12 protein-coding genes are annotated in these 17,537 nt (G+C 74.0%); 9 read left to right on the forward strand and 3 right to left on the reverse strand.

Annotation, left to right across the window (positions count from 1 at the left end; translation table 11 throughout):
* Nucleotides 1-59: 59 nt before the first annotated feature.
* The 4 genes from glf to PED38_RS00780 all read left to right on the forward strand — a co-directional run bounded on the left by glf (nucleotide 60) and on the right by PED38_RS00780 (nucleotide 5,788).
* Complete coding sequence (gene glf, locus PED38_RS00765; RefSeq protein ID WP_063071714.1) at nucleotides 60-1,223, forward strand: UDP-galactopyranose mutase; 1,164 nt, start codon at nucleotides 60-62, stop codon at nucleotides 1,221-1,223.
* Nucleotides 1,223-3,241: a glycosyltransferase gene (locus tag PED38_RS00770; protein ID WP_063071715.1), complete on the forward strand. Its 2,019-nt coding sequence runs from the start codon at nucleotides 1,223-1,225 to the stop codon at nucleotides 3,239-3,241. The genes glf and PED38_RS00770 overlap by 1 nt, the downstream gene beginning before the upstream one ends.
* Before the next feature lie 112 nt (nucleotides 3,242-3,353).
* Nucleotides 3,354-5,210, forward strand: a complete 1,857-nt coding sequence (locus PED38_RS00775) for a hypothetical protein (RefSeq protein ID WP_254654525.1) — start codon at nucleotides 3,354-3,356, stop codon at nucleotides 5,208-5,210.
* A gap of 107 nt (nucleotides 5,211-5,317) precedes the next feature.
* Complete coding sequence (locus PED38_RS00780) at nucleotides 5,318-5,788, forward strand: GtrA family protein (RefSeq protein ID WP_063071716.1); 471 nt, start codon at nucleotides 5,318-5,320, stop codon at nucleotides 5,786-5,788.
* A gap of 36 nt (nucleotides 5,789-5,824) precedes the next feature.
* On the opposite strand, the gene PED38_RS00785 is transcribed toward PED38_RS00780, so the two are convergent.
* The 3 genes from PED38_RS00785 to PED38_RS00795 all read right to left on the reverse strand — a co-directional run bounded on the left by PED38_RS00785 (nucleotide 5,825) and on the right by PED38_RS00795 (nucleotide 9,857).
* The gene (locus tag PED38_RS00785; RefSeq protein WP_270979137.1) at nucleotides 5,825-7,117 is read right to left on the reverse strand and encodes an O-antigen ligase family protein; all 1,293 of its coding nucleotides are present in this window, start codon (nucleotides 7,115-7,117) and stop codon (nucleotides 5,825-5,827) included.
* A 48-nt stretch (nucleotides 7,118-7,165) separates the two neighbouring features.
* Nucleotides 7,166-8,578, reverse strand: coding sequence for an O-antigen ligase family protein (locus PED38_RS00790; protein WP_254654526.1), 1,413 nt, complete (start codon nucleotides 8,576-8,578; stop codon nucleotides 7,166-7,168).
* A gap of 100 nt (nucleotides 8,579-8,678) precedes the next feature.
* Complete coding sequence (locus PED38_RS00795) at nucleotides 8,679-9,857, reverse strand: acyl-CoA dehydrogenase family protein (RefSeq protein WP_063071719.1); 1,179 nt, start codon at nucleotides 9,855-9,857, stop codon at nucleotides 8,679-8,681.
* Nucleotides 9,858-10,020: 163 nt separating this feature from the next.
* On the opposite strand from PED38_RS00795, the gene manA reads away from it, so the two are divergent.
* The 5 genes from manA to PED38_RS00820 all read left to right on the forward strand — a co-directional run bounded on the left by manA (nucleotide 10,021) and on the right by PED38_RS00820 (nucleotide 17,534).
* Nucleotides 10,021-11,337: a mannose-6-phosphate isomerase, class I gene (gene manA, locus PED38_RS00800; protein ID WP_270979138.1), complete on the forward strand. Its 1,317-nt coding sequence runs from the start codon at nucleotides 10,021-10,023 to the stop codon at nucleotides 11,335-11,337.
* A gap of 34 nt (nucleotides 11,338-11,371) precedes the next feature.
* Entirely contained in the window at nucleotides 11,372-12,340 is a 969-nt protein-coding gene (gene galE / locus PED38_RS00805) for a UDP-glucose 4-epimerase GalE (RefSeq protein WP_270979140.1), read from the forward strand.
* A gap of 149 nt (nucleotides 12,341-12,489) precedes the next feature.
* Nucleotides 12,490-12,807: a WhiB family transcriptional regulator gene (locus PED38_RS00810; RefSeq protein ID WP_012298082.1), complete on the forward strand. Its 318-nt coding sequence runs from the start codon at nucleotides 12,490-12,492 to the stop codon at nucleotides 12,805-12,807.
* Nucleotides 12,808-12,940: 133 nt separating this feature from the next.
* Nucleotides 12,941-16,036, forward strand: a complete 3,096-nt coding sequence (locus PED38_RS00815; protein WP_270979147.1) for a glycosyltransferase — start codon at nucleotides 12,941-12,943, stop codon at nucleotides 16,034-16,036.
* Complete coding sequence (locus PED38_RS00820) at nucleotides 16,023-17,534, forward strand: DUF5719 family protein (RefSeq protein WP_063071742.1); 1,512 nt, start codon at nucleotides 16,023-16,025, stop codon at nucleotides 17,532-17,534. The genes PED38_RS00815 and PED38_RS00820 overlap by 14 nt, the downstream gene beginning before the upstream one ends.
* Nucleotides 17,535-17,537: the final 3 nt, after the last annotated feature.

Genomic DNA, 17,537 nt, shown 5'->3' on the forward strand with positions numbered 1-17,537 from the left:
TACCCTTGACCAGTCCCGTCGAGCGCCCGTCGGGCGCCACCCCAGCAAAGGAATGTGCCATGAGCCCTGATCTCGTAGTGGTCGGGTCCGGTTTCTTCGGACTCACGATCGCGGAGCGCGTCGCCGAGGAGCTGGGCCTCAAGGTCCTCGTCATCGACCGCCGCGACCACATCGGCGGCAACGCGTACAGCGAGATGGACCCGGAGACGGGCATCGAGGTGCACCGCTACGGCGCGCACCTGTTCCACACCTCGAACGAGACGGTGTGGGAGTACGTCAACCGCTTCACGGACTTCACGCCCTACGTGCACCGCGTCTACACGGAGCACGAGGGCGAGGTCTTCCCGTTGCCGATCAACCTCGGCACCATCAACCAGTTCTTCCGCTCGGCGCACGGCCCCGCCGCCGCGCGCGAGCTCATCGCCGAGCAGGCCTCCGAGCTCGACGCCGGCGAGGCGAGGAACCTCGAGGAGAAGGGCATCTCCCTCATCGGGCGCCCGCTCTACGAGGCCTTCATCCGCGACTACACGGCCAAGCAGTGGCAGACGGATCCCACGGACCTGCCCGCCGAGGTCATCAGCCGCCTCCCCGTGCGCTACACGTACGACAACCGCTACTTCAACGACACGCACGAGGGCCTGCCCGTGCAGGGCTACACGGCCTGGCTCGAGCGCATGGCCGACCACCCCAACATCGAGGTGCGCCTCGAGACCGACTTCTTCGACGAGACCCAGGAGGTCAACCGGGCGTCGGTCGTCGGCACGGTGCCCGTCGTCTACACGGGTGCCATCGACCGCTACTTCGACTACTCGGAGGGCGCGCTGTCGTGGCGCACGCTCGACTTCGAGCGCGAGGTGCTCCCGGTCGGCGACTTCCAGGGCACGCCCGTCATGAACTACGCCGACTCCGACGTGCCGTTCACGCGCATCCACGAGTTCCGCCACTTCCACCCCGAGCGCGACGCGCCCGCGGACAAGACGGTCATCATGCGCGAGTACTCGCGCTTCGCCGAGGGCGACGACGAGCCGTACTACCCGGTCAACACCGCGGCCGACCGCGAGGGCCTCCTCAAGTACCGCGAGCTCGCGAAGCAGGAGGAGGGCGTCTTCTTCGGCGGCCGCCTCGGCACGTACCAGTACCTCGACATGCACATGGCCATCGGCGCGGCGCTCTCGATGTACGAGAACAAGCTGAAGCCCGTCCTCGCGAAGGACGCCTCCTGATGGCCGCCGCGGACCAGGGCGCCCCCGTGCAGCTCGACCTCATCCAGCGCGTCATCCTGCCCTCCGACCACGACCCGGACATCCTCCCGCTCTACGTGGACGCCGACTACTGGACGAGCATCCCCGTGACGCCGCAGAAGCGCCGCCGCTCGCCGCTGCGCGTGGTCGACTCGGACGCGGACAAGGCCGTCGTCCGCCTCAGCGACATGGGCATCACCAGCGCCATCACGGGCGACCGCGGCTTCCGGGTCCCGCACCGCCGCAAGGTCTCGTTCGGCACCTACTTCAACGCGTTCCCCGCGTCCTACTGGCGCTCCAGCACCAGCCTCGACGGCGTCGTGCTCGAGGTCGAGACGACCGGCAGCGGACAGGTCATCGTGTACCGCTCCAACGCGCGGGGCGTCATCCAGAAGGTCGACGGCGCGTCGGTGTCGGGTCCCACGACCTCGCGCTTCGAGCTGCCGTTCACCTACTTCGCCGACGGCGGCTGGTACTGGTTCGACCTGATGGGCGAGGAGGCCGACTTCGCGCTCGTCGAGGCGGGCTGGTACGCCCCCGAGGGCACCGTCCCCACGACGGGCGCCGCGGGATCGGTGAGCATCGCGATCACGACGCTCAACCGCGCCGAGTACTGCGTGAAGCTCCTCACGGACATCGGCGAGAAGCCCGACGTCGCGGCGCTCCTGGACCACGTCTACGTCACGGACCAGGGCACGCAGAAGGTCGCCGACCAGCCCGCGTTCCCGCGTGCGCAGGAGCTCCTCGGCGAGAAGCTCCGCGTGATCGACCAGGCCAACCTCGGCGGATCCGGCGGCTTCTCCCGCGGCATGTACGAGACGCTGAAGGAGGGCGCGAGCGACTACGTCCTCGTCATGGACGACGACATCACGCTCGAGCCGGAGAGCATCCGCCGCGCGGTGAAGTTCGCCGACTACGCGCGCACGCCCACGATCGTCGGCGGCCACATGTTCGACATGTACGACAAGAGCAAGCTCCACGCGTACGCCGAGGGCTTCGACATGTGGAACTTCATGTGGGGCCCCGTCACGCCCACGCGCCACGACTTCAGCGCGTCGAACCTCCGCCAGACGCGGTGGATGCACCGCCGGGTCGACGCCGAGTACAACGGCTGGTGGATGTGCCTCATCCCCGTCTCCACGATCAAGCAGGTGGGCCTGTCGCTCCCCGTCTTCATCAAGTGGGACGACGCGGAGTACGCGCTCCGCGCCAAGGAGGTCGGCGTGCCGACCGTCACGCTGCCGGGCGCGGCCGTGTGGCACGTCTCCTGGGTGGACAAGGACGACTCGCAGGACTGGCAGGCGTTCTTCCACGCGCGCAACCGGCTCATCGCCGCCCTGCTGCACTCGCCGTACGAGCGCGGCGGCCGGTTCCTCACGGCGAACCTCGCCACCGACGTGCGTCACCTGGTGTCGATGCAGTACTTCGCGCTCGCGGCGCGCCACGAGGCGTATCGGAACATCCTGCGCGGGCCCCGCGGCCTGCACCAGGACATGGTCACGCGCCTCGCCCGCACCAGGGAGCTCGCGAAGGGCTTCAGCGACGGGATGCCGATCAAGGACCGCGCCGCGCTGCCGGACATCGTGGCTCCCGACAAGCCGCACGGCCGCGTCAGCGGCACCGCGCCGGCGGGCATCATCCGCCTGGCCTGGCTGGCGCGCACGGTCGCCCGCCACGCGTTCTCGCCGCTGAGCGCGTCCGCGAGCCGGGGACCGGAGGCGCACCTCTCGTTCGAGGACGCGCGGTGGTGGGTCGTGCCCTCCTTCGACAGCGTGCTCGTGTCCAACGCGGAGGGCTCCGCCGCCCTGCTCCACCGTCGGGATCCCGCGCTGTTCCGGCGCATGCTGTGGACGAGCCTCGTGCTCCGCTGGCGCATCCTCGCCCGCTGGCCGCAGCTCAAGGCGGCGTACCGCGCGGCTCTGCCCACCATCACCAGCCCGGAATCGTGGGCGCGCACCTTCGGCGTCGACCAGCCGGAGAGCGGGCGCGGGCAGCGCTAGCCGGTCCGCACGCGCGGGCGGCGGGGTGTCCACTGAGGGCAGCCCGCCCCCTCCGCGCTCGGACGGGGTTCCCCCGTGTGTGAGAATCGCATCTCACGCAGTACGCGAGGGGATGTCAGTGGACGACAACGGGGTGGACCACCGGCGCGCGCGCCGACGATCGCGGCTGATCGCCTGCCTGGCCGTCTGGGCCGTGGCGCTGGGCGTCGGGCTCGTGGGGACGGGCGTGGTCGGGGGGCCCGCCGAGCCGGCGCAGGCCGCATCCGGGGCCGACTTCGACCCCGGCATGATCATCAGCGACGCGAAGTTCTTCGACGGGGCCGTCATGTCCCAGCGGGACGTGCAGACCTTCCTGCAGGCCCGGGTGCCGCGGTGCGCGTCCGGCTACGTCTGCCTCACGAACTACGTGCAGGACACCCCCGCGCGCGACGGGGACAGCAGGTGCTCCAGCCTGCAGGCCTCCCGGATGAGCGCGGCGGACGTCGTCTACTGGGTCGGCCGCGCCTGCGGCGTGAGCCAGGCCGCCCTGCTCGTGCTGCTCGAGAAGGAGCAGGGCCTCGTCACCGACAGCACGCCCACGGATCGGCAGTTCCGCAGCGCCACCGGCTACGGCTGCCCGGACACCGCGGCATGCGACTCCACCTACTACGGCTTCTTCAACCAGGTCTACAACGCGGCCCGCCAGTTCAAGGTGTACCAGTCGACGCCGACGCGCTGGAACTACCAGGCCGGCCGGGTCAACACGATCCTGTGGCACCCGAACGCGGCCTGCGGCTCGTCGCAGGTGACGATCCGGAACCAGGCGACGGCCGGCCTCTACATCTACACCCCGTACCGCCCCAACTCCGCGGCGCTGGCCAACCTCTACGGGACGGGCGACTCCTGCTCCTCCTACGGCAACCGGAACTTCTGGCGCCTCTACACCGACTGGTTCGGCAGCACGTCGGACGGCCCGGTGTCCTCGTTCGTCAAGACGGCCACGGACGACAGCGTCTACCTCGTCAGCGGCGGGCAGAAGCACCCGATCACCGACTTCGCGGTGTTCCAGAACCTGTCGGCGCTGGGCGGGATCAGCACGGTCTCCCGCTCCTACCTCGACGCGCTGGCCACGGGGAACGTCGCGTCCGAGCTCGTGCGGGATCCGTCGGACGGGACCGTCAGCCTCGTGCAGGGCGACCGCCGCCATCCCTTCACGTCCTGCGCGCTGGTGGGCGACTACGGATACGGGTGCGGCGACGCCGTGAACCTGGATCCGGGTCAGCTCGCCTCCGTGCCCGCGGCGGGGAACATGAGCGCGTACTTCGTCCTGCCCGGCAGCGGCACGGCCTACCTCCTCGAGGGCGGCGTCAAGTACCCGCTCTCGAGCTGGTCCGCGCTGGTCGGGCTCAACTCGGGCGCGTCGCCGTTCGTGGCCACCATGCGCGCATCGGTGGGGAGCCGCTACGCGACGGGCCACACGGCGCTCGAGCCGGGGACGCTGGCGAAGTCGCCCGCGGGAGCCGACGTGTACCTGATCAACGGGCTGAACAGCAAGGTGGGCGTCCCGTCCTTCGCGGTGACGCAGGAGCTCGGCTTCGGCACGTCGTTCGCGAACGTGGCGGCGCAGACGCTCGACGGCTACACGCGATCCACGGCGAACCTCTCGCTGCTGGTCCGCTGCGGCGGGGTCACGTCGCTCGCCACGCAGGGGCGCGTCGTCGCGGTGGCGAACCCGGGATCCACGGGGCTGCCCGTCACCGATCTGGTCCCCACCACGTGCCGTGCGCTCGACGCGACCGGCGGCACCGTGCAGGGGCCGGTGTTCGTGAAGGGCATCGCCGACTCGACGGTGTTCCTGCTCCAGGGCGGCCAGGCGAAGCCGGTGACCTCCTGGGCGCGGCTCGTGGCCCTGGCGGGCACGTCGTCGCCGACGATCACGACCCTGCGCGACGCGGCGGTCGCCCGCATCGCGGTCGGCGCGGACGCCTGACCCGTCACGCCGGACGTCGAGCCGACGCCGGATACAGTGGGGGCCGCACCGGAAGGACGCGGCGCGGCCCCTCGGCGGTCGTGCTCGCCGTGCGAGGAGGAGAGCGCATGGACCAGCACGACCTCGACGTCGACGCACGCCGCGAGGAGACCCCGCCGCCCGGCATCCTCCTCCGCCTGATCAAGGACGAGCGCATCGCGTTCCTCCTCGTGGGCGGCTTCAACACCGTCATCGGCACCGCGTGGTTCGCCCTGTTCTACCTGCTCTGGGGGCACGCGATCCCGTACCCCGTGGTGCTCGTGATCGCGTGGGCGGTGCAGCTGCCGATCTCGTTCACGCTCCACCGGAAGCTCGTCTTCAAGGTGAGCGGGAACCTCATCCCGGACTTCTCGCGGTACACCCTGGTGAACCTCGTGCCGCTGCTCGCCAACATGCTGCTGCTGCCGCTCGTCGTGGAGACGACGCCGCTGCAGCCGATCGTGGCGCAGATCCTCGTGACGATCGTCATCACGGTCGCCACGTACACCGGCCACAAGTTCTTCTCGTTCCGCCGGCCGCGCGACGAGGCGGTCCGCTGATCCCGACCGGATGCGCCTCCGCGCCCGGACGTCCGCTCAGGCGGGCAGGGGCTGCGCGGGCAGGCCGTGGCGCCAGCTGCGGCCCTGCGCGGCCTTGACCGCGCAGATCACGAGCAGCACCCAGCCCCACTCCACGAGCGTGACGCTCTCCCCGAGGGACACGACCACGAGCACGACGAGCACGAGCGCGGTCCACACGTAGCCCACGCCGCGCTTGGTGGTCGCGAGCACCCACGAGCGGCCGAGCGCGAGGGCGCAGAACGCGGCGAAGAGCACCAGGCCGACGAGCCCGGCCTGCAGGTAGAGGTCCAGGTAGGCGTTGCGGGCGTTCTCCTGCGCGCCGCGGCTCACGAGGTCGAGGGCGGTGTACGGGTACGCGTCGCGGCGCCACAGGCCGACGAAGCCCCAGCCCTCGATCGTGTTGAGGTCGATGAGGCGCAGCATCTCGCGCCACAGGGCGACGCGCTGCAGGTAGTCGGGGCGGGCCTGCAGGACCTGCAGCACGGGGGAGCGGAAGGCGACGACGAGCATCGCGACCACGGCGGCCAGCACCAGCACCGCGCTGTTCGCGAGCGGCCGGGCCTGCCGCGCGAGATGCCGGAGGCCGAACACCGCCAGGGAGGCGACGGCCAGCACGAGGAAGGTGCCGAGGATCACGGACGAGCGCGTGAGCGACGCGACGAGGAGCGCGACGGTCAGGGAGGCGACGGCGCGCCCGCGCGACACGGACCGGGTGAGCAGCTCGACCGCGAACGTCACGGCCGCGACGAGGGCGAGGGCGCCGAGGGCGTTGCGCTCGCCGAGGAGGCCCTGGATCGGTCCGAGGCGCCCGAGGGCGCCGCGGATGCCGAGGAACGGGATCGGGCCGTCGATGAGGAGCCCGGCGAGCACCTCGAGCGCGAGCGACGACGCGAGGACGAGCCGCAGCACGTCGCCGACGGCGCGCACGATCTGGATCAGGTCGCGGACGACGCCCACGTACACCGCGAGGAACGCGGACGCGGCGAGGTACAGCACGCCGGCGACCGCGTCCGGCTGATAGGCGGTCCAGAGCAGCGTCGCGGCGCACCAGCCCACCAGCAGCAGGAGCGAGACGGGCAGGAGGCCGCGCCACTCCCAGTCCCCGCGCTTGGCGACGAGCGATCCCGCGGCCATCGCCACGAGGGCGGACACGATGCCGATGAGCCCGGGCCAGCCCATGGTAGCGCGGACGGCGTGCGAGAGGACGGCGGTGCCGATGACGCAGTGCGTGAGGGCGGCGGAGAAGCGCGCCGACCCGAGCAGCTCCGGGAGGCGCTCCGGCAGCGGCAGGCGCGCGGGCAGCGTCATGCGGCGTCCCTCACGGGAGGTCGACGGGGCACCGGGCGGCCACGCGGGTCAGGCGACGCCGGGATCGGCCGGGACCGCGGGGGCGCTGGCGGCGGGGGCGGGCAGGCGGGACGCGTCGGCGACCGCACCCGCGGCGACGGGCGGCCGGCGGGAGTCGACCGGGCCGGGCACGTCCTCGCGCGCGATCATCCCCGAGCGGGTGGCCATCGCGATGACGATGAGGAGCAGCCAGTTGCCCTCGTAGAGCAGACGGCTCTCGGCGAGGCTCTGCACGACGAGCGCGGTCATCAGCAGCAGCGGCGCGAGCGCGAGCGCGCTGTACGGCTCGACCCGGTCGCGGCGGTGCTGCGGGCGGTCGATGGCGGCCCACCAGGAGCGGATGTACGTCGTGACGATGAGGCAGACGAAGACCAGCGCGCCCACGGCGCCGAGCTGGAGGAACACGTCGAGGTACGCGTCGTGGGCCTGGAGGTACGTGACGCCGCTGCGCACCGCGAGGCCCTCGAACGGCTTGATCCAGGGGGCCCAGTAGCCGATCCAGCCCCAGCCGACCACGGGGTGCTGCTGCGCGAGCCCGATGACCGACTCCCAGATCTCGAAGCGGCCCGTGAGGTCGGGCGAGCGGCCGAGCAGCTCGAAGACCTCGGCCGTGCGCGTGACGACGATCCCCGCGCCGGCGGCCGCGGCGACCACGACCCCGCCGGCGAGCACGAGCCGTCCGCGGATGCCCACCCGGCGCGCGATGACCGCGAGCACGGCGACCACGCCGGTCATGATGAGCGCGACGAGCACGGTGGAGCTGCCCGTGAGCGTGAGCGTGAGGAGGGCCACCGCGATCCACACGGCGGCGGTCCGGCGGTCCGCGGTGCGCGCCGCGAACTGCAGCGCGAAGACGATGAGGCCGAGCAGCGCCACCATGGCGAGGAGGTTGGCGTTGCCGACGACGCCCTGGATGCGGCCGCCCAGGAGCAGCTCGCCGCGCGTCCACGCGAAGGCGGCGGGCGCGCGCGGGCCGTAGTCGGTGAAGAACGGCATGACGGGCTGGCGCACCACGACCGCGATGAACAGCTCGAAGGCCAGCGACAGCCCGAGGATGATGCGGAGCGCCCGGCCCAGCGCCTGGACGATCTCCGCCCACGAGAGCAGCACCACGAGCATCAGCGCCGCCGTGGACGTGGCGAGCTGGATGATCACCCCGAGCGCCGACTCCGGCCGGTACTGCGACCAGGCGATCGACAGCACGGACAGGCCCGTGAAGGCGAGGAACGGCACCGGGAGCACCCGGAGGCGCGGCAGCGGTCGGGCGCGCACGAGCAGGGTGATGCTCGTGATGAGCACGGCGAGCGCGATCGCGCTGAAGCCCCACCAGCTGAGGCTGTTCCGCCACATGTCGCCCGCGAAGGTGGTGACGAGGACGAAGGTCGCGAATGCCCGGAGGGCTCGTCGGCTGGCGGAGGGCATGCCCATCAGGGTAACGGGCCGGGGCGGATCCTCCCGTCCCGCCGGGAGCTCCGCCCGGCGGGCCCGCGGATGCCCGGCGCGTCGGGCGGCCGCCTGTCCGTCAGACGAAGGCCGCGTGGCCCGTGATCGCGCGGCCCACGATGAGCGTGTTCATCTCGCGCGTGCCCTCGTAGGAGTACAGGGCCTCCGCGTCGGCGAAGAACCGGGCCACGTCGTAGTCGAGGACGATGCCGTTGCCGCCGAACGCCTCGCGGCACCACGCGACGGTCTCGCGCATCCGGCTCGTGGCGAAGGCCTTGGCGAGGGCGGAGTGCTCGTCGGACTGCGTGCCCTCGTCCACCATCTCGGAGGCGCGGGTGACGAGCCCGATGGACGCGGTGATGTTGCCGAGGCTGCGGACGAGGAGGTCCTGGATCAGCTGGTGCGCGCCGAGCGGCTTGCCGAACTGCTGGCGCTCGCCCGTGTACGCGACGGCCGCCTCGTAGGCGCCGACCGCGATGCCGATCGCGGCCCACGCGACCTCCGCGCGGGTCAGGCGCAGCACGGCGGCCGTGTCCGCGAAGGACGTCGACCGCTGCAGGCGGTTCCGCTCGGGCACGATGACGCCGTCCAGCTCGATGTCGGCGTTCTGCACGATGCGCAGCGCCTGCTTGTCCTCGATGCGGGTGGCGCGGAAGCCGGGGGAGTCGTTGGGGACGAGGAAGCCCTTCACCTGTCCGTCGTCCGCGTCCTTGGCCCAGACGACGGTGACGTCGCTCACGGTGCCGTTGCCGATCCAGCGCTTGGCGCCCGTGATGCTCCACTCGTCGCCGCGCCGCGTCGCGACGGTGCGCAGGCCCCGGGCGGAGTCGGAGCCGGACATCGGCTCCGTGAGCCCGAAGGAGCCGAGGAGCTCGCCCGACGCGAAGCGCGGCAGCCACTCGGCGCGCTGCTCCGGGGAGCCGGCGACCGCGATGCTGCCCATGACGAGGCCGCTCTGCATGCCGACGAGGGTCGCGATGCTCGCGTCCACCCGGCCGAGCTCGAGCGCCGCCCAGCCGCGGAACACGGCCGAGTTCTCGAACGGGCGCGTCTCCGGATACGGCATGCCGAAGAAGCCGCGCTGGGCGAGGCCGCCGACCACGTGGCGGGGGAACTCGGCCCGGGCCCACCAGCCGTTGACGTGCGGCCGGACCTCCTGCTCGAGGTAGGAGCGCAGCTCGGCGAGGGATTCCCTCTCCCTGTCGCCGAGCCGGGACTCGTAGCCGTAGAAGTCGCCGATGAGGGGGGTGAGGGACACGATGCTCCGTTGCGGTTCGTCGGCGCCCTCGGGTCGGGCGCCTGCGGGCGAGCCTAGGTCGGCGTCCGGGCGGCGCCGTCATCGCTTGGTACTTTGGTCGCGTCCGGACCGGACGCGCGCCCGTGGGCGTTGTAGGTAGCCGCCAAGCCCGACAGGATCGCCCGTGTTCACTGCCCTCTCCAACACCCCCCGCGACTACGCCTGGGGGTCGACGACCGCCATCGCGGAGCTGCTCGGCCGCGAGCCGTCGGGGGGCCCGGAGGCCGAGCTCTGGCTCGGTGCCCACGGCGGCTCGCCCACGCGCGTGGACGACCCGGCGACGGCCGGCGGCGCGACGACGCTGGCCGACTGGATCCGGCGGGACCCGGCCACCACGCTCGGCCCGCTCGCCGAGGGCCTGCGCCCGGGCGACGGCCCCGGCCTCCCGTTCCTCCTCAAGGTGCTCGCCGCGGGCGGCCCGCTGTCGCTCCAGGCGCACCCCGACCTGCACCGCGCCCGCCGCGGCTTCCGCGACGAGGAGGAGCGCGGCATCCCGATCGACGCCCCGCACCGCAACTACAAGGACCCGCTGCACAAGCCGGAGCTCATCTACGCGCTGAGCGACGAGTTCCACGCGCTCTGCGGCTTCCGGCCGCTCGCGGAGGTGCGGCAGGTGTTCACGCTCCTGCTCACGCTCGACGCGTCCGGGCCCGACTCCGACCCGGCCGTCATCCGGTCCGTGCTCTCGCGCCTCACCGGATCCGAGGCCGACGTGCTGCGCGACGTGTTCGCCTTCCTCATGGGCGGCGGGGCGGAGGTGCGCCGCCTCGTCGACCGCGTGACGCTGCTGGCGAGCCTCGCCTCCGACCGGCAGTGCCGCGAGTTCGGCACGGAGATGCGCACCGTCCGCGAGCTCGCCGCGGCGTACCCGGGCGACCCGGGCATCGTCACGTCGCTGCTCCTCAACCGGGTGACCCTGCGGCGCGGCGAGGCCCTCTACCTCCCGGCCGGCAACATCCACGCGTACCTGCACGGGCTCGGGATCGAGCTGATGGCCGCCTCCGACAACGTGCTGCGCGGCGGCCTCACGCCCAAGCACGTCGACGTGCCGGAGCTGCTCGACGTGCTCGAGTTCCAGGCGCTGCCCGTGCCGTACCTGGAGCCCGAGCACACGGCGCCGGGGGTCGAGCTCTACCGGCCGGACGTGCCCGACTTCCTGCTCGCCCGGATCTCCCCGGCCACGCGCGAGGCGACGCCGGGCGACGCCGGCGCGAGCGTCGTCGAGGTCGACGGCCCGGCCATCGTGCTGTGCACCAGCGGCGAGGTGGCGCTCCGCGGGGAGACGTCGTCCGTCGTCGTCCGCCGCGGCGGGGCCGTCTTCGTCACGCCCGACGAGGGGCGGATCGTCGTCACGGGGGAGGGCGAGGCGTTCCTCGCGACGACCCCGGCGCCGTCCGCCGCCGCGGCCGACGACGTCGATCCGGACGCCTCCGCCGCGTGACCGGCGCCCGTCCGGCCGTCGATAGGGTTGCCGCATGACATGGTTGGTCACCGGCGGCGCCGGCTACATCGGTTCGCACATCGTCTCCGCGTTCGCCCGCGCCGGCATCGACACGGTCGTCCTCGACGACCTGTCGAGCGGCCACGCGTCGTTCGTCCCGGAGGGCGTGCCGTTCCACCGTGGGTCCGTGCTCGACCGGGAGCTGCTCGCGGGCATCCTCGGCTCCGGCGACATCCGCGGCGTCGTGCACGTGGCGGGCTACAAGTACGCGGGCGTCTCCGTCCAGCGCCCCCTGCACACCTACGAGCAGAACGTGACGGCCACCGCCGTGCTGCTCGAGGAGATGGAGCGCGCCGGCGTCGACAGCATCGTCTTCTCGTCCTCCGCGGCCGTGTACGGCACGCCCGACGTCGACCTCGTCGACGAGCGCACGGCCAAGGCCCCCGAGTCCCCCTACGGCGAGTCCAAGCTCATCGGCGAGTGGCTGCTGCGCGACCAGGGCGTCGCGACCGGCCTCCGCCACACGTCGCTGCGCTACTTCAACGTGGTGGGATCCGGCGAGGAGGGCTACGCCGACACCAGCCCGCACAACCTGTTCCCGCTCGTGTTCGACGCGCTCCTCGACGGGCGCACGCCGCGCATCAACGGCGGCGACTACCCGACGCCCGACGGCACGTGCGTGCGCGACTACATCCACGTCGTCGACCTCGCCGCGTCGCACGTCGCGGCCGCGCGCCGGCTCGAGGCCGGCGAGCCCGTGGAGCCCGTGTACTGCCTCGGCAGCGGCCAGGGCGTGAGCGTGCGGGAGATCATGACGGCCATCCGCGACGCGACGGGGATCGGCTTCGAGCCCGAGGTGCGGGAGCGCCGCCCCGGCGACCCGGCCCGCATCGTGGCGTCGGGCGACCTCGCCGCGCGCGATCTGGACTGGGCGATGCGCCACAGCCTGGACGACATGGTCGCGAGCGCCTGGGTCGCCCGCCAGGCCGGATCCCCGGAGTAGCGCCGCGGGCGAGCCGCGGCGCGTCGCAACCCTCGACGAGCGCCTGAGGGTTTACCCTCCGCGGCTTGACGCCGACGAGTTACACCGGTGTAATTATGACGACAAGCTGGGGCCGGCCGGGCGCTCCAGCCGTGTGGGGAGATCGTGACATGGCACTACCTGAGTACCACGCCGGGGTCCCCGACGACTGGTTCGTCGACCCCGTCCGACTCGGCGTCCCGGGCGTCCGGAGCGTCGACGACGGCAACCCGCTCGCCTGGCAGGCCGACTCGCTCTGCGCGCAGACCGACCCCGAGGCGTTCTTCCCTGAGAAGGGCGGATCCACCCGCGACGCCAAGAAGATCTGCGGCTCGTGCGAGGTGCGCTCCGAGTGCCTCGAGTACGCGCTGGAGAACGACGAGCGCTTCGGCATCTGGGGCGGGCTCTCCGAGCGCGAGCGCCGCAAGCTCCGCAAGCGCGCGGTCTGACCCCGCACGCGCCCGGAGCGGCTCCGCACGCGCGGCGCTCCGACCGCGCAGGCGCCGCCGGGAGCACCGGCTCCCCGGCGCGCCGTCCGATCGCGGCGGTTCCGCATCCGGCACCACGTAGGGTCTCCCTGTCATGCAGCCACGAGTAACCGCGATCCTCGTCGCCCACGAGGGCGCGCAGTTCCTCGAGCGGACCCTGGCGGCCCTCGCCGCGCAGACCCGCCGACCCGACCAGGTGGTCGCGATCGACCTCGGCTCCCGGGACGCGTCCGCGGCCCTGCTGGCCGCGTCCGAACCCACGCGCATGGTGCAGGCGCCCGCGCGGATGACGTTCGGGCAGGCCGTGGACCAGGCAGTCCGCGTGATCCCCGCGCCCACCGGCGACGATGAGCTGCTCTGGCTGCTCTCCGCCGACAACGCGCCCGCGCCCGACGCGCTCGAGCGCCTGCTCGCCGCGATCGAGGCGTCGCCCAGCGTCGCCGTCGCCGGTCCCAAGCTCATGGAGTGGGACCACCCCGGCTACATCCGCGAGATCGGCCGCACCCTCACCACCCTCGGCGCCGCCGTGCCCGAGGTCGACGGCGAGCTCGACCAGGCCCAGTACGACGACATGAGCGACGTCCTCGGCGTGGCCGCGGGCGGCATGCTCGTGCGGCACCGGCTCTGGGACGAGCTCGGCGGCTTCGACGACGCGCTCCCCGTGATCGACGACGCGCTCGACCTGTGCGTGCGCGCCCGCCTCGCGGGCCACCGCGTGGTGGTCGTGCCCGCGGCCCGCGTCGCGTCCGCCGGATCCGCGGGCCCCGGCACCGCGTTCCTCGGCCGGCGCACCCCGCGCCGCCGCCGCCGTCGGCTCGCGCGCCAGGCCGAGCTGCACCGCCGCCTGTCCTACGCGCCGGCCGCCGCCGTGCCCTTCCACTGGCTCTCGCTCGTGCCGCTCGCGATCCTCCGCGCCCTCCTGCAGCTCCTGCGCAAGCGGCCCACGGCAGCGCCCGGGGAGATCGGCGCCGCCCTCCGCGTCGCGGTCGCGCCCGGACGCGTCGTCGCCAGCAGGCGGCGGCTCCAGGCGACGCGCACGGCGCCGTGGTCGAGCATCGCGTCCCTCCGGCAGCCGCTCGCGGTCGGCCGCCGCCGCCGGTCCCTCGCCCGCGAGCAGTACCGCGTCGAGCACATGGGCGTCTCCGACGGCGTCGAGTTCCTCGCCACGGGCGGCGGCTGGACCGTCCTCACCGCGCTGCTCCTGGCCGCCGTCATGTGGATCCCGCGCCTCGGCGGCACCGCCCTCACCGGCGGGCAGCTGCTGCCGCTCGGACCGGACGCGGGCGCGCTGTGGGCGCAGGTCGGCATCGGCGTGCGGGGGATCGGCACGGGCCCCGTCGCCCCATCCGACCCGTTCGCCGCCGTGCTCGCGGTGCTCGGCAGCATCACCGCCTGGGAGCCGTCGCTCGCGGTCCTCGGCCTCTTCGTGGGCGCGCTGCCGCTCGCGGCCCTCGCCGCGTGGCTCGCCGCCGCGCAGGTCACGCGCAACGCCTGGCTCCGCGCGCTGGCCGCGCTCGCCTGGACCCTCGCGCCCACGTTCCTCGTCGCGCTCGGCGACGGCCGCCTGCCCGCCGTGCTCGCGCACCTGCTGCTGCCGTGGCTCGCGCTCGCCGTGCTGCGGGCGCCGCGGTCGTGGTCCGCCTCGGCCGTGGCGGGCATCCTCATGGCCGCGGTCGGCGCGTCCGCCCCGTCCCTCGTGCCCGCGCTCCTCGTGCTGTGGCTCGTCGCGGTCGTCCGCGCCGGTCGCCGCGTCGGCCGGCTCGTCACGATCCCCGTGCCGCTCGTCGCGCTCGCCGCCCCGCTCGTCGCGTACCGGGTGATGCAGGGGCAGCCCCTCGCGCTCGCCGCCGACCCGGCCGTCCCCGCGGCGTTCACCCCGGCGGACGTCCCGGGCCTCGCGCTCGGCTTCCCCACGTCGGGGCTCGGCGGCTGGACCGCGGTCGTCGACGGCCTCGGGCTGGGCCTCCCCGCATCCGTGCCGCTCGTCGTCGTGGCCGTGCTCGTCGCCCCGCTCGTCGTCGGTGCCGTCGCCGCCCTCTTCCTCCGCGGCTCGCACCGGGCCGCGCTCGCCCTGTCCGTGTCCGTGGTCGGCTTCGCCACCGCCGTGCTCGCGGCGCGCACGGTCGTGCAGTCCACGGGGGCCGACGTCGTCGCCGTGTGGCCGGGATCCGGCCTCAGCCTCCTCTGGCTCGGCCTCTCCGGCGCCCTGGTGCTCGGCTTCGCGACGCTCGGCCGGCGCTCGGTGCTGCCGGGCCTCGTCGCGACCGTGACGCTCGTGGTCGTCGCGATGCCCCTGGTCTCGGCGGCGGTGGCGGGATCCACCGCCGTGCGCCCCGGCGAGGACGCGTCCCTGCCGGGCCTCGTCGTGGCGCAGGCCGCGACCGACCCGTCCGTCGGCACGCTCGTGCTCCGCGCGGGCGACGACGGTTCCCTGGCCGCCGACGTGGAGCGCGGCGCCGGACGCACGCTCGAGCAGGTGTCCACGGTCGACTCCACGATCGGGCCGCTCACCGACACGCAGACCCGCGTCGCCGAGCTCGCCGGCAACGTCTCGTCGCGCTCGGGCCTCGACGCCACCGAGGACCTCCGCACGCTCGGGATCAGCTACGTGCTCCTCGCCCCGCCGTCGGGCGCCGCCGAGCAGGCCGTGCACGACCGGGCGGGCTCCGCGCTCGACGACGACCCCGTGTTCACCGCCGTCGGCCAGACCGAGGCCGGGCTGCTCTGGCGCTTCGTCGGGAGCGAGGACCTGGACGTGCAGGTCGCCGGCCCCGGCAACCTCGACGACGCGGGCCGCGCGGGCGTCCTCGCCGCCCAGGCGCTGGTCTTCGCGCTGACGCTCCTCCTCGCGATCCCCACCGGCAGCCTCGCCGCGCGCAGCCGCCCGCTGCCCGCCTACCGCGAGCCCGTGACCGGCACCGACGTGCGCCCGGCGGACGCCGTCGAGCCGCGGCCCGAGCACGACGACCGGGGGATCCCCGCCTACCCCGACGAGCCCACCGGCACGAGCGTGGAGGCGGCGCCCTTCGGCGACATCCCGCAGGTCGGCGACCGGCCCGCGGACGACGCCGGCGACGCTTCCGCCACGGCGACCGCATCGGACGACGGTGACCGCCGCGGCGACCGCGACGACGACCGCCGCGGCGACCGCGACGACGACCAGCCCAGGAGGACAGATGGCCAGGCGTGACGCCGTGCGCATCGCGACGCGCGTGACCACCGGGATCGCGGGGGTCGCCGTGCTCGGCGTCGTCGTGACCGGCGCCCTCCTCCTCCCGCCGGTGTCGAGCGACGCGAGCGCGCCGTCCGTGCTCGTGACCCCCGTGGCGACCGACCAGCAGCGCGTCTGCCCGGGAGCCCTCCTCCGGCCCCCGGAGGCGGACGCCGCCGCGACGACGACCGCCGTCGCGGTCGGCTCCTCCGCGGTCACGAGCGGATCCGCGTCCGGCGACGTGCCCGCCGGCGGCCCGGGCGTGCGCACCTCGCGCCTGCGCGCCCCCGAGGTCCAGGGCGGCGCGTCGACCACGCCGTCCGTCCTCGCGGTCGCCGGGGCGACGGGGGAAGAACCGACGGAGCTCGCGGGCGCGGCGTCGCAGATCGCCTCCGCGAGCGACCTCGCGGGCCTCGCCGCGGCCCCCTGCTCCGAGGCCACCGCGGAGTCGTGGCTGCTCGGCGGCGCCACGACCACGGGCCGCACCACCTTCGTGGTCCTCGACAACCCGTCCGGTGTCGCTTCCACCGTCGACCTCGCCATCGCGGGCGAGGACGGACCGGTGAGCGCCCCCGGGGCCAGCGGGATCAACCTGCCCGCCGGCAGCCGGCGCGTGCTCTCGCTCGCCGGCCTCGCCCCCGACCTCTCGTCGCCCGCCGTCCACGTGCAGAGCCGCGGCGGCCAGGTCGTCGCCACGCTCGAGCAGAGCACGGTGCGCGGCCTCCTCGCGGGCGGGGTCGACGTCGTCGTCCCCGCCGCCGCGCCGGCCACCGCACTCACCATGACCGGCCTCCGGATCGACACGCAGGCCGCCGCGCCGGCCGCGGCGGCCGCGGGCGAGACGCCCGCCGAGGGCGCCGCCGGTTCCGGGCCCGGCGCCGACGTCGGGACTGACCCCGAGCGCGAGACCGCCGTCCGGGTCCTCGTGCCCGGCTCCGAGGACGCCGACGTGAGCGTCAGCGTCGCGCCCGAGGACGGCACGACGGGCACCGGCACGACCTTCACGGTCGAGGCCGACGCCGGTCGCGTGACCGACTTCCCCGTGACCGGACTGACCGACGGCCGCTACGCCGTCACCGTGCAGAGCTCGGTCCCCGTGGCCGCGGCCGTGCGCAGCATGTCCGGCGCGGCCGAGAGCGGCGCCACCGACTTCGCCTGGCTGCCCGCCGCCGGCGCGCTCACCCGCGACGCGCTGGTGTCCGTGCCGTCCGGCCCCGCGCCGCTGCTGCACGTGCGGAACCCCGGCGAGGCGGAGGCGACCGTCACGGCGCGGCCGACCGACGGATCCGAGCCCGTCACCCTCGCCGTGCCCGCGGGCGCTGAGGTCTCCGCCGCCGTCGTCGCGGGCCGCACCTACCTGCTCGCGGGATCCGCCGGGCTCACGGCCACGGTGACGTTCGCCGAGCCCGGGCGCTCGGCCGCGCTGCCCGTCGTGCCGGTGCTGCCGGCGGCGGACCCGCTGCGCATCCATCCCTGACGC

The organism is Clavibacter sp. CT19 (genome assembly GCF_027858075.1).
GTDB classification, from domain to species: domain Bacteria; phylum Actinomycetota; class Actinomycetes; order Actinomycetales; family Microbacteriaceae; genus Clavibacter; species Clavibacter tessellarius_A.